The sequence below is a fragment of the Nocardia sp. CDC153 genome (assembly GCF_035818515.1).
Classification (GTDB): domain Bacteria; phylum Actinomycetota; class Actinomycetes; order Mycobacteriales; family Mycobacteriaceae; genus Nocardia.
This window is the reverse complement of sequence record NZ_JAYKYU010000006.1, coordinates 398,624-414,180: the sequence shown is the minus strand read 5'-3', so window position 1 is coordinate 414,180 and position 15,557 is coordinate 398,624. Positions and strand designations below refer to the sequence as shown.

Sequence of the window (15,557 nt, the reverse complement as noted above, 5' to 3'; positions counted from 1 at the left end):
TGTCCTCACCCGAAGCTGAGCGGCACCGAGGCCAGGATGTTGGTCGGGTCGGTCAGGCTGGTGACGGCGATCGTGCACGCGCCCGCCGCCGCGGTACAGTCCACGCCGCCGACCGAGGCCACCAGGGTAATGCTGCCGCCCGACCAATTACCCTGCACGTCCGCGGTTCCCAGCAGCGAGCCGCCCAGGTTGCAGTCGGACGGCCCGGAGATCTGCGCGGTGCACTGGCCGACCGCCACCGACGCCAGGTTCGGCGCGAGGCCGCTCACCGACACGCTGATGGTCTGCCCGGCCGAGACGCCCCAGGCCTGGCTCACGTCCACCGAGGCGGCCTGCGCGATGGTGGCACCGCCGAACAGAGCGATGGCGGTCAGGCCGGTGAGCACCGCGCCCAATCGGGTTCCGTATCGAAACATGGTGTTCCTTACCTTTCTTACTGCCTTCGCCGATCGGCGAGGGCGATTGCGGCGACGATGACGAGCAGCCCCGCGGTCACCGACCACAGCGCCGTGGACGGGCCTCGGGTGTCGGCGGGCGCAGCCGTCGCGGATGTGAGCGGGGGCGGAGTGGTCGCGGGCGTGAGATGCGCGCCGACGAAGGACATGGTCACCGCCGCGGAATTGGCGGCGATGACCGCCGACGGCTCGGTGCCGGGCAGCGGCGCGGCGGCCACCACGCATTGCTGGCGGGTGCAGTCGATTTCCTTGAAGCGCGGGTGCAGCGTGAGGGTCAGGGTTTTGAATCTGCCTTCGCCGTCGATGTTCACGAAGGTGGCCCCGCCGTCGAGGTCGCAGTCTTTGAGCCCGTTGGTGAAGCCCTGCTTGCACAGGCCGACCGCCACCGCCGAGAGGCCGGGCTGAAAGTCGGTGCCGTACACGGTCACTCGCTGCCCCTCGGTCAAATCGGTTGTCGCGCTGACATGCAATGCGGCGGGCTGGCCGGGATCGGCCATGGCGATACCGGCGGGGGCGACCACCCCGGCCGCGGTCAGCGCGAGCACGGCGCGACCGCGCGACAGCAGCCGTGTGACGCACAGGGCAATGACGAGCACCGGGATGGCGAGCACCGTCAACGCGGTCCCGGTTCCCCACGCCCGACTCAGGCCGACGACGACCCCCAGGCCACAGCCGCCACCGAACCCGAGCGCGAGTCCCGTCACGGCGGCGGCGGTCCAGCGCTCGCTATCCGAAATCTGTTGTCGCGACCAGGAATCGGCGACGGCTACGACACGAACCCCCGCCGTGAGCGCGACCGCTACACCCACTACCGTCTGCCATGCCCCCGGCGCGGTGGCCACCAACATGGGACCCCCGGCCGCGAGAATCAGCAGAGGGGCCGACGCGGTCGCGCGCCGGTATCCGAGCAGAGCCACGACGATGGTCGGCACCAGTGCCATCGCGAGCCGGGCGGATTGGTCGGCGTCGAGCACGCTCCACCGGAACAGCAGCAGATGCAGTGCGGGAAGCACCGTACCACCTGTCACGAAACCTATTGCGCCATAACGAATCAACTCCCAGCGCAGAAGTCGAACGCAGTGCCGGAGCCCGCCGTCGAAGCCGGCGCGGGGCACCGGATTCAGCGCGGCGTACACCGCGCCCGCCGCCGCGGCGACGGCACCGACCGCGACCAACGCGATCCCCGGATGTTCGAAGCACACCGACGCCGCGACGGCTCCGGCCAGCGCGCCCACCGACATGAACCCGTGGAACCCGCGCGGACTCGCCTCCGCCAGCGCGCTCACCAGCAGCGGTCCGGCCATCGCGCCGGTCACGAGCACGCCGAGCGTGAGCCCCCACGCCGTCGGAACCAGCCCGGCGACAAGCAGTCCCGCGCCCGCGACCAGCCCCGCCACCCCGATCCGCCGACCGGACGACAGCAGCCGCCAGCGCCGAGCCGGAAGGATGGCCACGCAGCCGAGCACCACCGCGGTGAGCCCGATGTAGCCGACGACGACGCCCGGCAGTCCGGTGGTGCCGCCGAGCGGTTTGCCCAAGAGCGCGATCTCGATTCCGGCGGCGGGACCGGCCGCCGCGACGGCGATCAGCAGGACCGGTGGGCCCACTTCCCTCACCTCCCAAGCGTTTCGCACAACGAAACGCGGTTTCGCAATTGCCATATTGAACCGTCGCCGGGAGTGGGTGTCAAGCGCGAACCCGCACGTAACAGCCTGGAAACAGGCGCATTTGAGACTTCGGTGATCAGCCGCGCGGGGATCTTCGGGCGTCCACTGGACAGATTCCGAACACCGGTACAGAATCAAAAACGGAAACGGTGTTTCGATGTCCGAAACACTATGGATCAGGAGGTGCGCGTAGATGACGCGAGTCGCCGCCGCCCAGTTCGCCGTCGGCACCGACGTCGCGGTCAACCTCGAGACCTGCCTGCGCATGATCGACGACGCGGCCGCGGCCGGAGCCGAACTGCTGGTGCTGCCCGAGTTCTGTAATCACCTATCGTGGTACACCGACCGGTCTCATGCGCGCGAAATGGCCTGCCGGCTCGAGGGTTCCTTCCTCACCGCCATCGCCGAACGCGCCGCGCGGCACCGCCTCTACCTGAAGATCGGCGTCACGCTGGCCCGCGCCGACGGTCGCGTCACCGCTACCGGCCTGCTCTACGGACCCGACGGCCGCCTGCTCGGCGAGTCCGACAAACAGATCCTCATGGGCGCGGAGAACGACCATCTGGACCGCGGCGACACCGATTCCGAGGTGATCGAGACCCCGCTGGGCCGAATCGGGATGTACGCGTGCATGGAGGGCGTGATCTGTGAGGTGCCGCGCTCGCTCGCGGTGCGGGGGGCGCACGTGCTGCTCAACAGCCTCAACTCCTTCGCCATCGACGAGGCGAGTCTGCACATTCCGGTGCGCGCGGCGGAGAACAAGGTGTGGGTGGTCGCCGCCAACAAGGTCGGTCCGCTGCTGCCGCAGGACCAATTGCCCACCATCGCGGCCACATTGGGCGTTCCGGCCGATCGCCTGCACGGCGCGGGCGAGAGCCAGATCGTCGCCCCGGACGGCACCGTCGTGGCCAAGGCTCCCCCGTCCGGCGATGCGGTGGTCATGGCGGACATCGATCTGCGCCGCGCCGAGGACAAACACCGGCCCGACGGCACCGACCTGTTCGCCGCGCGCCGCCCCCGGGTGTACACCCCGCTGCTCGCCCCGTCACGCGCCACCCGGACCACCACCGCGGTTCGAACGCAGCGGGTCGCGGTGACGCTGCCCGATCTCGACCGCATCGCCGAATCCGCCGCCGCCGGTGCGGGACTGATCGTGGTGCCCGAATGCCTGGCCAAGCCGCTCGCGGTCACTGCGGTGGCGGCGGCCTTGCGCGGCACGTCCGCGCACGCGGTGGTGACGGTGCGTTCCGGTGATTCGCATGTCGGTCTGCTCGTCGACGGCACGGGTGTGCGGGGACGTCAGCCCCAGTTGCACCGCACCCGGCGGCATCCCTGGCTCACCGAGCTCGGCTCGCGGCTCGAGGTCTTCGAGACGCCGTGGGCCCGACTGGCTCTCGTGGTCGGCGATGACGCGCTGTTTCCGGAGACCTTCCGACTGGCCGCCGTCGCCGACGCCGATGTGGTGGCCGTCGCGCACACCCCCGCCGAGCCCTGGGAGTATCGCCTGGGCCTGCCCGAGCGCGCGGCCGAGAATCGCCTCAATATCGTTGCCGCGGGCCTGGATTCGAGCGGCGAACTGACCGCCGCCGTCTACGCCCTGAGTCCCGATTTCACCCTGTGGACGCCCTGGCAGGGTCCCTTCGCCGGGGTGATCAGTCATCCCGAGGTGATCTCCGCGCCGCCGGGAGCCGATCACCTGTTCGCCACCGTCCGCCCGGCGCAGGCCGTCAATCGCCGGGTGTCGAGGGGCACCGATCTGGTGGCGGACCGACCCGCGGCCGCGACCGCCGCCCTCACCCGCGAATCCGTCACCGCGACAACCGAACCGGAGCTGCCATGAAGGAAACCCTCCAGCACGTCGAGCAGATGGTCTACGAGAACCCCAGAACCGATGTGACCGAGACCTTCCGGGAGTGGCAGGCGCTGCTGGCCGGGCTGAAGGCACGGATCGAGGCGCGTTTCGAACTCACCCGCGACCCCTCGACCGCGGACCTTGAATCCTATGGTGCCGCCGACGGCGGGCCGTCGGGCAGCCTGGCCGCCTATTCCGGCCCGGAGATCGATTGGCTGGTGCACTCCTGGATCGGCGATCCCGCAACGGGTTTCGTGAACATGCATCTGACCGCGTGGCTGGGTCCGCGGGTGCGAGTGCCGCATCTGGGGTCGGCGCTGCTGCTGTGGCCGGAGGGCTGGTTCTATGTGGACGGGGTGCCGCGCGGCGACCTGGTCGGCGACGGCGAGTACTACGACCGCTACTACGCCGACGCCGACGCGCCGTGGCTGGCCTTCAAACAGGACCACCCGGACTTCACCTGGTTCACCAGCCGCACCGGATTCATTCGCGCCAGCCTGTCCCCCACCGCCTACTGCTACTCGTTCCCGCCGACCCGGCCCAATCTCGACACCGTGGCCGAACTGCTGACCGCGAAGGTCGACCAGTGGTTGGGTTGGGTCGACGCCGCCGAAACGGTCCCGGAGGCCGAGCGCGCCGAACTGGCCGCCCGCGATCTGCGCGTGCGCCGCAATATCGCCGAACGCGATCCCGCGAACGTCATGGGCGAGCGCATGTTCGGACCCGAGCTGACCCAGCGCCTGGTGCGTGCCCTGTGGGGCGGCGACCGCGTGCTGCCCCGACCGGTGGGGTGACGCGATGACCCTGATTCGTTCCCTGTGGTGGTCGGTCCGCACCGACGGCGACGCGCCGTTCGACACCGCGCATCTGAAGGTCTACTACCCCGCCGTGGCCACCGGTGACGACGCCGAGCGGCTCACCGGCGTGTTCGCGCCGGACCCGTCCGGTGCGCCGTACCCGGTGGTGGTGTTCCTGTCCGGGGTCAATGTCGGTCAGGACTCCTATCGCCGCTTCGCCACGGCCATCGCCGAAAGCGGTTTCGTGGTGGTCACTTTCGATCGGGTGGCCGAGCTGTTCGGCGGTCAGCGCGGCCTCACGCCCGGCGTGGATCTGGCCGCCGCGCGCCCCGACGCCTACGGCACCCGGCCCACCTGCCCGACCATTCCCGCCATTCTCGCGGCCCTGGCCGAACTCAACGCGACCGAACCCCTGCGCGGCGCACTGGATCTCGACCGCATCGCACTCGGCGGACACTCGGCGGGCGGCACCGTGGTGTTGCAGTCGGCGCGCTACTTCCCTTCCGTGCGAGCGGTTTTCGCGTGGGGCGCACACACCATGGTCGCGACCATGCTCGGCTGGGAGCCCGGCACCGTGCTGCCCGCGCAGGTGCGCTGCCCGGTGCTGCTGGGCGTCGGCACCGAGGACGGCGTCATCAAGGGCAGCGCCGACCGCTACGGCGAGGGCGAGGATCGGCCCGACCCGGTGCAGCGCACCTTCACCGAGGCCCTGCCCGACGGGGAGCATCTGCTGGCGGTGGTGCCCGGGGCCAATCACTTCGCCATCGCCGATGCCGACCCCACCGCGGCCCGCGCCTTCCTGGACGGACCCGGAAACACCGATGCCCGAGGTCGATTCGCCCACCTGACCGCCCTGTTCCTGCACGCGCATCTGCGCGGTTCGCCCGCCGCCCGCGACGAGTTGGCGGGCTTCGACGACGGCATGCTGCTGAAGCGGCGCTGAGGAGATCGCATTGCTCAAGAACTTCTGGTACGCGGTCGAATTCGCCGACCGGGTCGATCGGACACCGCGCCAGGTGACCTGCCTCGGCCAGGATTTCGTGCTGTACCGGACCGAATCCGGCGCGGTGGTCTGCCTGTCGGATCTGTGCGTCCACCGCGGCGGCGCGCTGTCGATGGGCAAGGTCACCGGGGATTGCATCACCTGTCCGTATCACGGTTGGCAATACGACTCCGCCGGGGCGTGCGTGCGCATCCCGGCCAACGCCCCCGAGCGCACCATCCCCCGCAAGGCGAGGGTGGACGCGTATCCGACCGTCGAACGCTACGGCATGGTGTGGGCGTTTCTCGGCGATCTGCCCGAGGCGGAGCGGCCGCCCATTCCGGAGATACCGCAGTGGGACGATCCGGCCTTCCGCGCGGTCCAATACGAGATGGTGGTCGACGCCAATTACGAGCGCACCTTCGAGAACGTCGTCGACGCGTCGCACACACCATTCGTGCACGGCACCGCCTTCGGCAATCCCGACAAGCCCGAGATCCCGGATTTCCGGGTGCGCCAGACGGATTGGTCGGCCGAGGCCGATATCGAGCTGAGCCCGCCGCCGCCGAAGGGGCTGTGGGGGCTGTTGTTCCGGGGCAAGCCGCGCGCGGAGTACGTGACCGTCACCAATGCCTGGTATCTGCCCAATATCGTGAAACTGCATGTGCGGCTGCCCATCGGCGACCTGCTGCTCTACGACTTCAATATCCCGCTGTCGCAGGATCGGACCCTGGTCAAGATTCTCGGCTTCCGCAATTTCTTCACCGGCGCCTGGGCGGACGGCAATACCCGCAAACGCATCGAGAAGATCCTGCTGCAGGACCGGCCGGTGGTGGAATCGCAACGGCCCGAACTGCTTCCCTTCGATCTGTCCGACGAGCTGCACGTGCGCAGCGACGCCCTGCAGGTCGCCTACCGCCGACGGCGCGGCCAGCTCATCAAACAGGGCTGGTGGGTCGGCGGCGACGACATCATCACCGGCGACGCGCCCCGGCGCACCGCCACCGTCATCGCCTCGCCCGCGCGCCGCGACAATCCCGAACTGGCCAGCGCCTGGGTGCACAAGGCCCGCAATGGAGGACAACCGCATGACCCTGCCCGCAGCGCTGAGTGAGCGCACCCTCGAAACCATTTCCAGCGCACTGGGATTAACCGTCAGCGAGGATGTGGCGCTGACCAGCGCCATGGCACCGGATCCGGTAGGGCGGCTGCGCGTGCTGCGCGGCGGACCCATCGACAAGGCGGTGACGGTCGATCTGGTGGTGCCGTCCATCGGGCTGGACAGCCACATGATCTTCGCGTTCACCGGAAGCGATTCCGCCGTACCGCATTTCACGCTCGACTCGGTGTACGGCGGGGAGTACTACGCCATGCACCTGGATCTCATTCCGCGCGCCGATCTGGCCGTGCACCTGGACTATCTCGACGCCGCCTATCTGCCGCTGACGCCGCTGCTGGAGGCGGCCTGGCGGATCGACGGGGTCTCGGCGGCCGCGATCGGGCCGCGGCAGCGGGCGCTCATGTCGCCGTGGATGGTGGTGTGCCGGGCCGACGAAACCGCGTTCCAGGAGCTGGGCGGCACGGTGGACGCCTACCTGCGGCACTGGCTCACGCTGCTGGACAAGGGGGTTCCCGCGGTGGACACCGATCTGGCGGCACGCGACCGTGCCAACCGGGCGAATCTGTTCAGCCCACAGGTGGATCCGGTGTGGGAGCAGGTCACCCGGCTGCTGGGGCCCGAACAAGCCGAGCGAGTGCGCGGGGAGTTGGAAGCATGAGTACCGACACCGAACCCAGCGCGTTCCAACAGCGCATCGCAGGAGAGTGGGTGGGACGGCCGTCGCTGTTCGATGCCGAGGGCCAGTGGCTCGGCTTCGAGGACATCCGCCGCTCGTCGGTGTTCGAGAACGGGGAGACCACCTATTTCATGGACGGCGGGCTCACCGGCGGCGGCAAGCTGGCCGGACGGTTCGCGCTCGGTGCGCCCTTCGCGTTCGGCGTGCTCGATTCCGACGGGGATCGCATCTACACCGGGCCGGATTTCTACGGGTCCGGGCAGCCCTACGGCGGGTTCGTGGACGCGCACTATTACGGGCCCGGCTGGCAGGTGTCGCTCAATACGTGGAATCAGACGCTCGACGACACCCAGGTCTACTCCTCGGTGCTGTATCAGGGCCCGGCCGTGATCGGTGTGTTCAACGGCGTGTACACCCGTGTTCCGGAGTTGGTCGAGGATCGGATCGCCACCGAGACACGCTGCGGTGCCGTCACTTTCACGGTTCCGACCAAGGACGAGAGTCGCTTCGCCGGTGATCTCGAACTGTGGACGGGCGAGCAGGTGAACATCGGCAAGACCCGGATGACGCTCACCATCGACCCGCTCGGCCTGCTCACGGCCGAGCACCATCTCACCCTGTCGGGCACCGTCGAATCGGACTCGCGGATCACGCTGTTGGACTCGAGGACCACCGTGCGCCGCGACGGCGCGCGCTCGTTCCACGAGGGCCCCGATGTCTGGGGCAACGGGCAGGCCTACGGGCGGGCCCATTTCGTGCGCCTGCACCAGACCGACGGTCGGCGGCTGGTCGGACGGGAGTTCATGCTCGACGCCGAGCCGGGCATGGGGTCGGGTTCCCGGCTCGCCGTGGTGTATCAGCTGTTCGACCACAATCGCCTCGCGGTGGTCATGCACGGCGTCCTGGAGCGCGAATGAGCGCGCGCACGGTCGTGATCACCGGCGGCACCCGCGGCATCGGGTTGGGGATGGCGCGGGCGCTGCTGGCCGACGGGCACCGGGTGGCGGTGTGCGGCACCGATGCCGAGCGCGTCGAGCGGCTGCGCGCCGAACTGGACGGGACCGCGCTGGTGCTGCGAACCGATATGACCGACCGCGCCCAAGCCCGCGAGCTGTGGGACGCGGCCGTGGCGCGGTTCGGCGGCGTCGACGTGTGGATCAACAACGCGGGCGTCTCCCACACCCGCACTCCACTGTGGTCGCTGCCGGAGGCCGAGGCTCGAAAAGTGGTGGACACCAATCTGATCGGCGTCGTCAACGGCTGCGCGGTGGCCATCGCGGGCATGGCCGACGCGGGCGGCGGGCACGTGTGGAACATGGAGGGACTCGGCAGCGACGGACGCTCGGTGGCGGGCCTGACCGGATACGGGGCCACCAAACGCGCCGTCACCTACCTCACCGCCGGGCTGGCCAAGGAGGTACCCGCCGGGGTGTCGGTCGGCACGCTCAGTCCGGGCATGGTGGTGACCGACCTGCTCACCCACGGGTACGGCGACGAGGCCGAACTGGCCAAGGCGCGCAAGGTGTTCAACATTCTCGCCGACCGGGTCGAGACCGTCGCACCCTGGCTGGCGCGGCGCGCTGTCACGCGGACCCGCAATGGCGCGCACGTGGCCTGGCTGACGCCGGGCAAGGTTATGCGCCGCTTCGCCGCCGCGCCGTTCCGCCGCCGCGACCTGTTCGCCACCCCCGAATCCGCCTGAACCACCGGAGACTTCATGCCTGACGTCCTGGGCTGGCGCGCCAAGTTCGGCGTGCTCGCACCCTCCACCAATACCGTCGTGGAACCCGATTTCGCCCGCATGGGCGTGCCGGGGGTCACCGCCCACTTCGGGCGCATTCACATCCGCGACCAGAACATGAGCGACGACGCCGGCATGGGTCGGCTGCTCGACCAGATCCGCACCGAGCTCGTGGCCACCTGCGAACGGGTGCTGACCTGCGAACCCGACTACATGGTCATGGGCATGTCGGCCGAAACCTTCTGGGGCGGAGTCGAAGGCAACCGGCGCTTCGTGCGCCAGATCCAGGAGGCGACCGGCCTCGAGGTGGCCACCGGCGCGGAGGCCTGCCGGCGCGGACTGGAGCTGTACGGGGCCAAACGCATCGGGGTGGTCACCCCGTATCAGCCGGTCGGCGACGAGAACGTGGTGCGCTTCTTCGGCGAGCTGGGGTTCGAGGTCAAGGCGATCCGCGGATTGCGCTGTCCCACCGCGGTTTCCATCGCCCACGTCACCGAGTCCGACCTGCGGGCGGCGCTGCTCGAGGTCGACGGCGACGGGATCGACGCGCTCGTGCAGTGCGGCACCAATCTGTCCATGGTGCGGCTGGCCGACGAGGCCGAGCGCTGGCTCGGCAAGCCGGTGCTGGCCATCAATGCCGCCACCTGGTGGATGGCCCTGCGCGACAACGGCATCGGCGACCGGGTCGAAGGCGTGGGCGGGCTGCTGCGCGACCACTGAACGCCCGCCCCGGCGAGGTGAATCCCTCGCCGGGGCGGGCTCATTTCACTGGTGAGTCGGATCCGCCCATTCCCCAATGGATTTGGAGCGAACCGGGGTGATGAAGCGCGGGGCGGCACTGTGCGGGAAGCCCTCGCCCCAGTTGGTGGCGTCGCCGGTCATGACGACCTTGGCGTTGTCGGTGTACCAGTCGACGAGATCGGCGTCGGAGCGAACGATCCAGGTGCAGCCGCGGTCGGCGTCGGCGGTGAAGTCGCCGTGGCGGATGAACGGGGGCCGCCAGAAATAGGTGCCCGGCCACATGGACCCGAAGTTGTATTCGAAACCGCCGTCGAGGCAATAGGCCTCCTCGCTGCACGGGTGGTGGGCCAGCGGCACCTCGCGCCACCCGGGCTTGGCCTTGATCAGGCGGGTGTAGAAGCCGGTCTTCTCGTCGCGGTGCAGCAGCTTGATATAGAGGCCGGGGACCGGGGTGCCGCCCAGGTCGAAGCGCATGGGGCTGCCGTCCTTGACGTCGATCCACGGCATGGCCGCCGAGTCGTGGACGACGAATTTCTGGTCGGGACGGACGAATTCGCGGTCGGCGTCGGCCGGTTCGAAATCCCAGCCGCCACGCTCGCGGAACAGCAGGATCTCGGTGTCGGCCGCGACGCGCAGCGGCGGGGTCAACACTCCGGCGGGAGCCATCCAGAACCCTTCGGGTCCGAGTTCGGTGTCGCCGATGGTGATTCGACCCGAGAGCACGAACCATTCGGTGTCGGCGACGTGCACCCCGGCCGGACGGGTCCAGTCGCTGGTGAAGTGGACCTTCAGCGAAGCCGAACCGTCCTCCTCGTCGTAGCTCAGATTGCGTTGCCGGGCGGTGCCTTCGGCGTGGATGAACTCGGCGGCATGCCAGATGAGGTCTTTTTCGTCGATGAGTTCGACATGGGGACGCATGAATCCTCCTGCGGGAGCAGTGTTTCCGATACAGAATGTAGTGCTTATCAATTTTCAAAACAAGATGTATCGTTTATCCCGTGAGTAGACCCGGACGCCCGGTCGGCCCCGCCGCCGACACCGCGGAGATCGTGCTGACCGCCGCCTTGGAGCTGATCCTCACCGAGGGCGCGGCGGCGCTGACACCGCAACGGCTGCACGGCATGACGGGCGTCGCCCGCACCACCATCTACCGGCACTGGCCCACCCCGCGGGATTTCCTGGCGGCCCTCATCGCCGTCGCGCCGCATCCCTCGCCCGAACCCACCGGCGACCCCGTGGCCGATCTGCACGCCGAGGTGGATTCGCTGTGTGATCGCCTGCGCGACAAGCCCGTCGCCGCCTTCCTGCGCGCCCTGGTGACCGCCTCGGCCAGCGATCCGGCCTGCGCGGAACTGCGGCAGCGCTATGTCGACGATCTGCTCGACCCCATTCGCGCGGCGGTGCGGGCGGCGGGTGTGGCCGGTGAGCCGCAGATCGAGGAGAGCGCCATGGCCGTCGTCGCGCCGCTGCTGCTGGACGTCCTGCTGCTGGACCGCCCCGTCGACCGCGAGCGCGCCCATCGCGCCGTGTCGGATGCGTTGTCCCGCAACGCGCTCCACTCGCGTTGAACCTCAACACTCACCGAACCATCAGAGGGATGCCATGACCAATGCCGTCGGGACCCGTGCCGTCTTCGGCGTGATCGTGCCCAGCACGAACACCGTTGTGGAGCACGACTATTGGCGTGCCGGGCTGCCGGGCATCGCCTACCGTGCCGGATCCATGTACATCCCCAATCCGGTCATGGGCGATGACGACGACTTCCAGGCGCTGCTGACCCAGATTCGCGCCGCCATCGACACCGCGGTCCGCGACGCGCTGACCGCCGAGCCGGATCGCATGGTCATGGGCATGTCGGCCGAAACCTTCTGGGGCGGAGTCGAAGGCAATGCCGCCTTCGAACGCCGCCTGCGCGAACGGACGGGCCTGCCGGTGACCACCGGCGCGAGCTCGTGCCGGGCGGCGCTGCGCGAACTCGGGTGCCGTCGCATCGCGGTCTTCTCTCCCTATCAGCCCATCGCCGACCAGGAGGTGGGCCGGTTCTTCACCGAGGCCGGTTTCGATGTCGCCGCCATCACCGGTCTGCGCTGCCCGACCGCCATGGACATCGCCAAGGTCGGACCCGAGCGGCTGCGCGAGGTCGTGGCCGCCCTCGATGGCCCCGAGGTGGAGGCGATCGTTCAGGTAGGCACCAATCTGTCGTTCGTCGGCCTCGCGGACGAACTCGAATTCGAACTCGGCAAGCCGGTGATCGCCATCAATGCCGCCACGCTGTGGCACGCGCTGCGCGACCACGGCATCGACGACCGGGTCGCGGGCGCGGGCCGGTTACTGCGCGAGCACTAACGCTCGTCCGAGAGCTCGGCGAGCAGACGACGGGCGCGGCGCACCACGGCGCGATCCACCATGCGCCCCCGCTCGTCGAAGACGATGCCGCCCGGCGCGGAATCGAAGCGGGAGACGAGGTCTCGGGCACGGACCACCTCGGCCTCGGTTGGTGTGAAGACGGCGTTCACCACCGGCACCTGGGCCGGGTGAATGCAGGCTCGACCCTGGAAGCCGAGCCGGGCGAGTGACTCGGTCGAGCCGCGCAGGGCGTCGAGATCGCGGAAGTCGGTGCTCACCGGCCCCAGCGGGGGCGCGATTCCGGCGGCGGCGCTGGCCAGCACGACCTGGGTGCGGACGGCGAGCAGCTCGCCGCGGTCCGCGCCGGGCTCGATGCCGGTGTCCGCGCACAGATCCGCCTCGCCCAGTTGCAGTCTGGCGACGCGGGGCGCGGCGGCGATGGCGCGGGCATCGAGGATGGCGGCCGCGCTTTCGAGCAGCGGGCAGATCTCGATGCGCGCGGGCCCGGGCTCGCACGCGTCCAGGATCGCGGCGGCGGCGCGAACCTGCCGCGGCGCATCGGTTTTCGCGAGACAGACGGCGGTTACGGCCGGTAGCGCGACGGCGCGCAGGTCAGCCTCGACGTCCTCGGGGTTGACCCGGACCCAGACGCGGGGCCGGGTCACCGTGACCGTGCGCAGCCAGGCGGCGACCTCGGCGCGGGCGGAAGCCTTGTCCCGGAGGGGAACCGCGTCCTCGAGGTCGAGCAGCACCACGTCGGCCGGGCCCGCCAGGGCCTTGTCGAACAGATCGGGGCGATTGCCGGGGACGTAGAGCGCGGATCTCACCGGGGCGTCTCCTCACCGCGAAGCTTGCGCCACACACGATTTCGAGTGAAACAGTGTTTCGTTTGTGGAAACATATCCCTACATTCGCGTCCACGTCCAGCGGCTGTTCGGTAGGGTCCGGACCAGAAGAGAAAGAAACGCTATTCCATCAACGGAAACAGCGTGTGCTCGTACTGGAGTCGCGATGAGCCTTCGGGGTTCTGCACTGACCGTTCTGGCCGCCGCGTGCGTCGCCGCCGTCGCCGGAATCGGCCCGGCCGCAGCCGAATCGACCGCCCTGCCCGGCACGATCGACCTGCCGTGCGCGGCCTCGACCCTGCGGCAGAGTGCCGAGTGGTATCTGCCGGCCGGTGCGCCGCGCGGGCTGGTCTGGGTACAGCACGGTTTCGCCCGCGCGAACCAGAACGTCGCCGCGCTCTCCGAATCCCTGGCCGCGGCAGGCTATCTGGTCTTCGCCCCCAGCCTGCCGTTCATGAATCTCGCGGGCTGCACCTTGCAGAACCTCGGCGACAACACGCCGTTCCTCGACCAGGTCGCCCGCCTGTTCGCCACCGCGGATGATCCGGACGGCCCACTGGCCCGCAGCCTGGCGGCGGCCGCGGCCGACGCCGGGCACACCGCACCGGCCATGCCGCGGCAGTTCGTCTTCCTCGGCCACTCCGCCGGTGCGGAGGCCGTCGAGTATGTCGCCCACCGTCTGCACACCGCCGCCCCCGCCGCCTGGGCGGGCCTGCGCGGCCTGGTCCTGCTCGACCCGGTGAAATCGTTCCTGGGAAACAACACCGACCTGGCCCTGGCCGACCTGGACCCCACCGGCCTGCCCATTCTCACCGTCTCCGGCCCGCCGTCGCTGTGCAATGCGTTCGGCTCCGGCACCACCGCCCTGCAAACCCTGCTGCACCGCCCCTTCCTCGGCGTGCGCCTGACCACCGGCGAGCACACCGACGCCGAAGGCGCGAGCTCCGACCTGCTCGGCGAGATGCTCTGCGGCATACCGCAACCGGCGAACATCACCACCGTCCAAACCCTCGCCACCGACTGGACCACCGACTTCTTCGACGGCCTCATCCCCATCCAGGACAGCGCGTCACCGTCGTCGACGCTATTACGGTGAGGGTTGGAGGTCGTTGCAGCGGGAGGGTCATCCGCTGGCTAACCACCGGGCACTAGGGCATCACCGCTGGCGACGGGGTTTTCCCGTCGGACGTATAGGCCGATGGATGATCGGTTCGCCGAAATCGCTATCGCACAGCGACTCTCCGCGATAGCGTCTCGGCATGACTTCCCTCCCTGAAACGGTTGACGCGGCAGTGGGATTGGATCGCGCGGCGCACGCGCAGGCCATGGTGGGGTGGGGGTGTCGCCTCGAGGACGGGTATGTGGTGAATCGCGAGAAGATTCGCGAGTACGCGCGGGCGGTGCAGGACTTTCATCCGGTGCACTGGGATCAGCGGGTTGCCCGGGATTTCGGGTACTCGGGGCTGATCGCGACACCGACCTTCGCATCGGTCATCGCGATTCACGCGCAGGCCCGGCTGTTCGAGACGCTGGCTCTCGATTACGGTCTCGACGAGGTGGTGCAGACCGATCAGGTCATCGAGTTCCACAGACCGATCACCGCCGGAGACCGCTTGGTCTGCGAGGCGTATCTGCATTCGTGGCGGCGCGCCTTCGGCGGTGACCTGCTCACCACCAGAACCCTGCTCACCGATCACCGGCACCGACTGGTTCTCGAGACCTACACCAGCTACGTCGCCCGCCCACGAAGAACGGACGCGGAACGCCTCATTCTCGATGGCGCACAAGCGATTTCGCCGGAGCCCAGCACCGCGAACTCCGCGCCGACGCCGATTCGATTCCAGGCCCTCACCGCGGAACCGAGCATCGAACCCGCCACCCCACTGCGGCCCGCCGTGCACGCCCGGCGATTCGACGAGATGGCCGTCGGCCGGGAACTGCCGCCCCACACCGTGTGTCTCACCACCGGAGACCTGGTCAACTACGCCGGAGTCTCCGGCGACACCAACCCCATCCACTGGGACCGCGCCGCCGCCGCACAGTTCGGATTCGACACCGTGGTCGCGCACGGCATGCTCACCCTGGGCCTGGCCGCCGCCTTCGTCACCGCCTGGCTGGGCGACCCGGGCGCACTTCGCGGCCTCAGCGCCCGCATGACCAGCCCCGTCCACGTCAGCGACCACGAGGCGGGCCGAATCCGCTTCACCGGCAAGGTGAAGTCGATGGACCCCGCCACCCGGACGGCCGTCGCCGCCCTCACCGCCGAACACGCCGGACGCCGCATCTTCGGCCGCGCCACCGCCACCGTCCAACTGGCCTGATCCGTCGGGCGGCG

At 69.3% G+C, this 15,557-nt stretch carries 16 protein-coding genes; 12 read left to right on the top strand and 4 right to left on the bottom strand.

The window, feature by feature from the left end:
- Window positions 1-5: 5 nt before the first annotated feature.
- Window positions 6-416, bottom strand: coding sequence for a neocarzinostatin apoprotein domain-containing protein (locus tag VMT65_RS32270; protein ID WP_326312358.1), 411 nt, complete (start codon window positions 414-416; stop codon window positions 6-8).
- A 17-nt stretch (window positions 417-433) separates the two neighbouring features.
- Window positions 434-2,062, bottom strand: a complete 1,629-nt coding sequence (locus VMT65_RS32265) for a neocarzinostatin apoprotein domain-containing protein (RefSeq protein WP_326312356.1) — start codon at window positions 2,060-2,062, stop codon at window positions 434-436.
- Window positions 2,063-2,315: 253 nt separating this feature from the next.
- Between VMT65_RS32265 and VMT65_RS32260 the strand changes: the two genes are divergently transcribed.
- From VMT65_RS32260 to VMT65_RS32225, 8 genes are read left to right on the top strand one after another with little or no spacing between them, the layout of a single operon-like run.
- Window positions 2,316-3,962, top strand: a complete 1,647-nt coding sequence (locus VMT65_RS32260; protein WP_326312355.1) for a nitrilase-related carbon-nitrogen hydrolase — start codon at window positions 2,316-2,318, stop codon at window positions 3,960-3,962.
- Window positions 3,959-4,768: an oxidoreductase gene (locus tag VMT65_RS32255; RefSeq protein ID WP_326312353.1), complete on the top strand. Its 810-nt coding sequence runs from the start codon at window positions 3,959-3,961 to the stop codon at window positions 4,766-4,768. Before VMT65_RS32260 ends, VMT65_RS32255 begins: the two co-directional genes overlap by 4 nt.
- A gap of 4 nt (window positions 4,769-4,772) precedes the next feature.
- On the top strand, window positions 4,773-5,714 hold the full coding sequence (locus VMT65_RS32250; RefSeq protein ID WP_326312352.1) for an alpha/beta hydrolase family protein: 942 nt from the start codon (window positions 4,773-4,775) through the stop codon (window positions 5,712-5,714).
- 10 nt (window positions 5,715-5,724) lie between these two features.
- Window positions 5,725-6,867 carry an aromatic ring-hydroxylating dioxygenase subunit alpha gene (locus tag VMT65_RS32245; RefSeq protein ID WP_326312351.1) on the top strand — a complete coding sequence of 381 codons (1,143 nt, stop codon included), beginning with the start codon at window positions 5,725-5,727 and terminating at the stop codon, window positions 6,865-6,867.
- Complete coding sequence (locus tag VMT65_RS32240) at window positions 6,842-7,531, top strand: hypothetical protein (protein ID WP_326312349.1); 690 nt, start codon at window positions 6,842-6,844, stop codon at window positions 7,529-7,531. Before VMT65_RS32245 ends, VMT65_RS32240 begins: the two co-directional genes overlap by 26 nt.
- Window positions 7,528-8,466, top strand: coding sequence for a hypothetical protein (locus tag VMT65_RS32235; RefSeq protein WP_326312348.1), 939 nt, complete (start codon window positions 7,528-7,530; stop codon window positions 8,464-8,466). Before VMT65_RS32240 ends, VMT65_RS32235 begins: the two co-directional genes overlap by 4 nt.
- On the top strand, window positions 8,463-9,251 hold the full coding sequence (locus tag VMT65_RS32230; RefSeq protein WP_326312347.1) for an SDR family oxidoreductase: 789 nt from the start codon (window positions 8,463-8,465) through the stop codon (window positions 9,249-9,251). Before VMT65_RS32235 ends, VMT65_RS32230 begins: the two co-directional genes overlap by 4 nt.
- A gap of 15 nt (window positions 9,252-9,266) precedes the next feature.
- Complete coding sequence (locus tag VMT65_RS32225; protein ID WP_326312346.1) at window positions 9,267-10,010, top strand: maleate cis-trans isomerase family protein; 744 nt, start codon at window positions 9,267-9,269, stop codon at window positions 10,008-10,010.
- A gap of 45 nt (window positions 10,011-10,055) precedes the next feature.
- Here VMT65_RS32225 and VMT65_RS32220 read toward each other — a convergent pair whose 3' ends face one another.
- Window positions 10,056-10,949, bottom strand: a complete 894-nt coding sequence (locus VMT65_RS32220; RefSeq protein WP_326312345.1) for a DUF4437 domain-containing protein — start codon at window positions 10,947-10,949, stop codon at window positions 10,056-10,058.
- 80 nt (window positions 10,950-11,029) lie between these two features.
- Between VMT65_RS32220 and VMT65_RS32215 the strand changes: the two genes are divergently transcribed.
- Complete coding sequence (locus tag VMT65_RS32215; RefSeq protein WP_326312344.1) at window positions 11,030-11,599, top strand: TetR/AcrR family transcriptional regulator; 570 nt, start codon at window positions 11,030-11,032, stop codon at window positions 11,597-11,599.
- Between the two features lie 34 nt (window positions 11,600-11,633).
- A complete protein-coding gene (locus VMT65_RS32210) occupies window positions 11,634-12,377 on the top strand; it encodes a maleate cis-trans isomerase family protein (RefSeq protein ID WP_326312343.1) in 744 nt (247 codons plus the stop codon).
- Here VMT65_RS32210 and VMT65_RS32205 read toward each other — a convergent pair.
- Window positions 12,374-13,204: an HpcH/HpaI aldolase/citrate lyase family protein gene (locus VMT65_RS32205; protein ID WP_326312342.1), complete on the bottom strand. Its 831-nt coding sequence runs from the start codon at window positions 13,202-13,204 to the stop codon at window positions 12,374-12,376. The genes VMT65_RS32210 and VMT65_RS32205 overlap by 4 nt on opposite strands.
- A gap of 184 nt (window positions 13,205-13,388) precedes the next feature.
- On the opposite strand from VMT65_RS32205, the gene VMT65_RS32200 reads away from it, so the two are divergent.
- Both VMT65_RS32200 and VMT65_RS32195 read left to right on the top strand, forming a co-directional pair.
- Entirely contained in the window at window positions 13,389-14,318 is a 930-nt protein-coding gene (locus tag VMT65_RS32200; protein WP_326312340.1) for an alpha/beta hydrolase, read from the top strand.
- A 163-nt stretch (window positions 14,319-14,481) separates the two neighbouring features.
- Window positions 14,482-15,543: a fused (3R)-hydroxyacyl-ACP dehydratase subunits HadA/HadB gene (locus VMT65_RS32195; protein WP_326312338.1), complete on the top strand. Its 1,062-nt coding sequence runs from the start codon at window positions 14,482-14,484 to the stop codon at window positions 15,541-15,543.
- Window positions 15,544-15,557: the final 14 nt, after the last annotated feature.

What these genes read in the sequence shown, in the direction of transcription:
- VMT65_RS32270 (WP_326312358.1), bottom strand. Translation starts at nt 416, where the DNA reads ATGTTTCGATACGGAACCCGATTGGGCGCGGTGCTCACCGGCCTGACC.
- VMT65_RS32260 (WP_326312355.1), top strand. Translation starts at nt 2,316, where the DNA reads ATGACGCGAGTCGCCGCCGCCCAGTTCGCCGTCGGCACCGACGTCGCG.
- VMT65_RS32255 (WP_326312353.1), top strand. Translation starts at nt 3,959, where the DNA reads ATGAAGGAAACCCTCCAGCACGTCGAGCAGATGGTCTACGAGAACCCC.
- VMT65_RS32250 (WP_326312352.1), top strand. Translation starts at nt 4,773, where the DNA reads ATGACCCTGATTCGTTCCCTGTGGTGGTCGGTCCGCACCGACGGCGAC.
- VMT65_RS32240 (WP_326312349.1), top strand. Translation starts at nt 6,842, where the DNA reads ATGACCCTGCCCGCAGCGCTGAGTGAGCGCACCCTCGAAACCATTTCC.
- VMT65_RS32235 (WP_326312348.1), top strand. Translation starts at nt 7,528, where the DNA reads ATGAGTACCGACACCGAACCCAGCGCGTTCCAACAGCGCATCGCAGGA.
- VMT65_RS32230 (WP_326312347.1), top strand. Translation starts at nt 8,463, where the DNA reads ATGAGCGCGCGCACGGTCGTGATCACCGGCGGCACCCGCGGCATCGGG.
- VMT65_RS32225 (WP_326312346.1), top strand. Translation starts at nt 9,267, where the DNA reads ATGCCTGACGTCCTGGGCTGGCGCGCCAAGTTCGGCGTGCTCGCACCC.
- VMT65_RS32220 (WP_326312345.1), bottom strand. Translation starts at nt 10,949, where the DNA reads ATGCGTCCCCATGTCGAACTCATCGACGAAAAAGACCTCATCTGGCAT.
- VMT65_RS32210 (WP_326312343.1), top strand. Translation starts at nt 11,634, where the DNA reads ATGACCAATGCCGTCGGGACCCGTGCCGTCTTCGGCGTGATCGTGCCC.
- VMT65_RS32200 (WP_326312340.1), top strand. Translation starts at nt 13,389, where the DNA reads ATGAGCCTTCGGGGTTCTGCACTGACCGTTCTGGCCGCCGCGTGCGTC.
- VMT65_RS32195 (WP_326312338.1), top strand. Translation starts at nt 14,482, where the DNA reads ATGACTTCCCTCCCTGAAACGGTTGACGCGGCAGTGGGATTGGATCGC.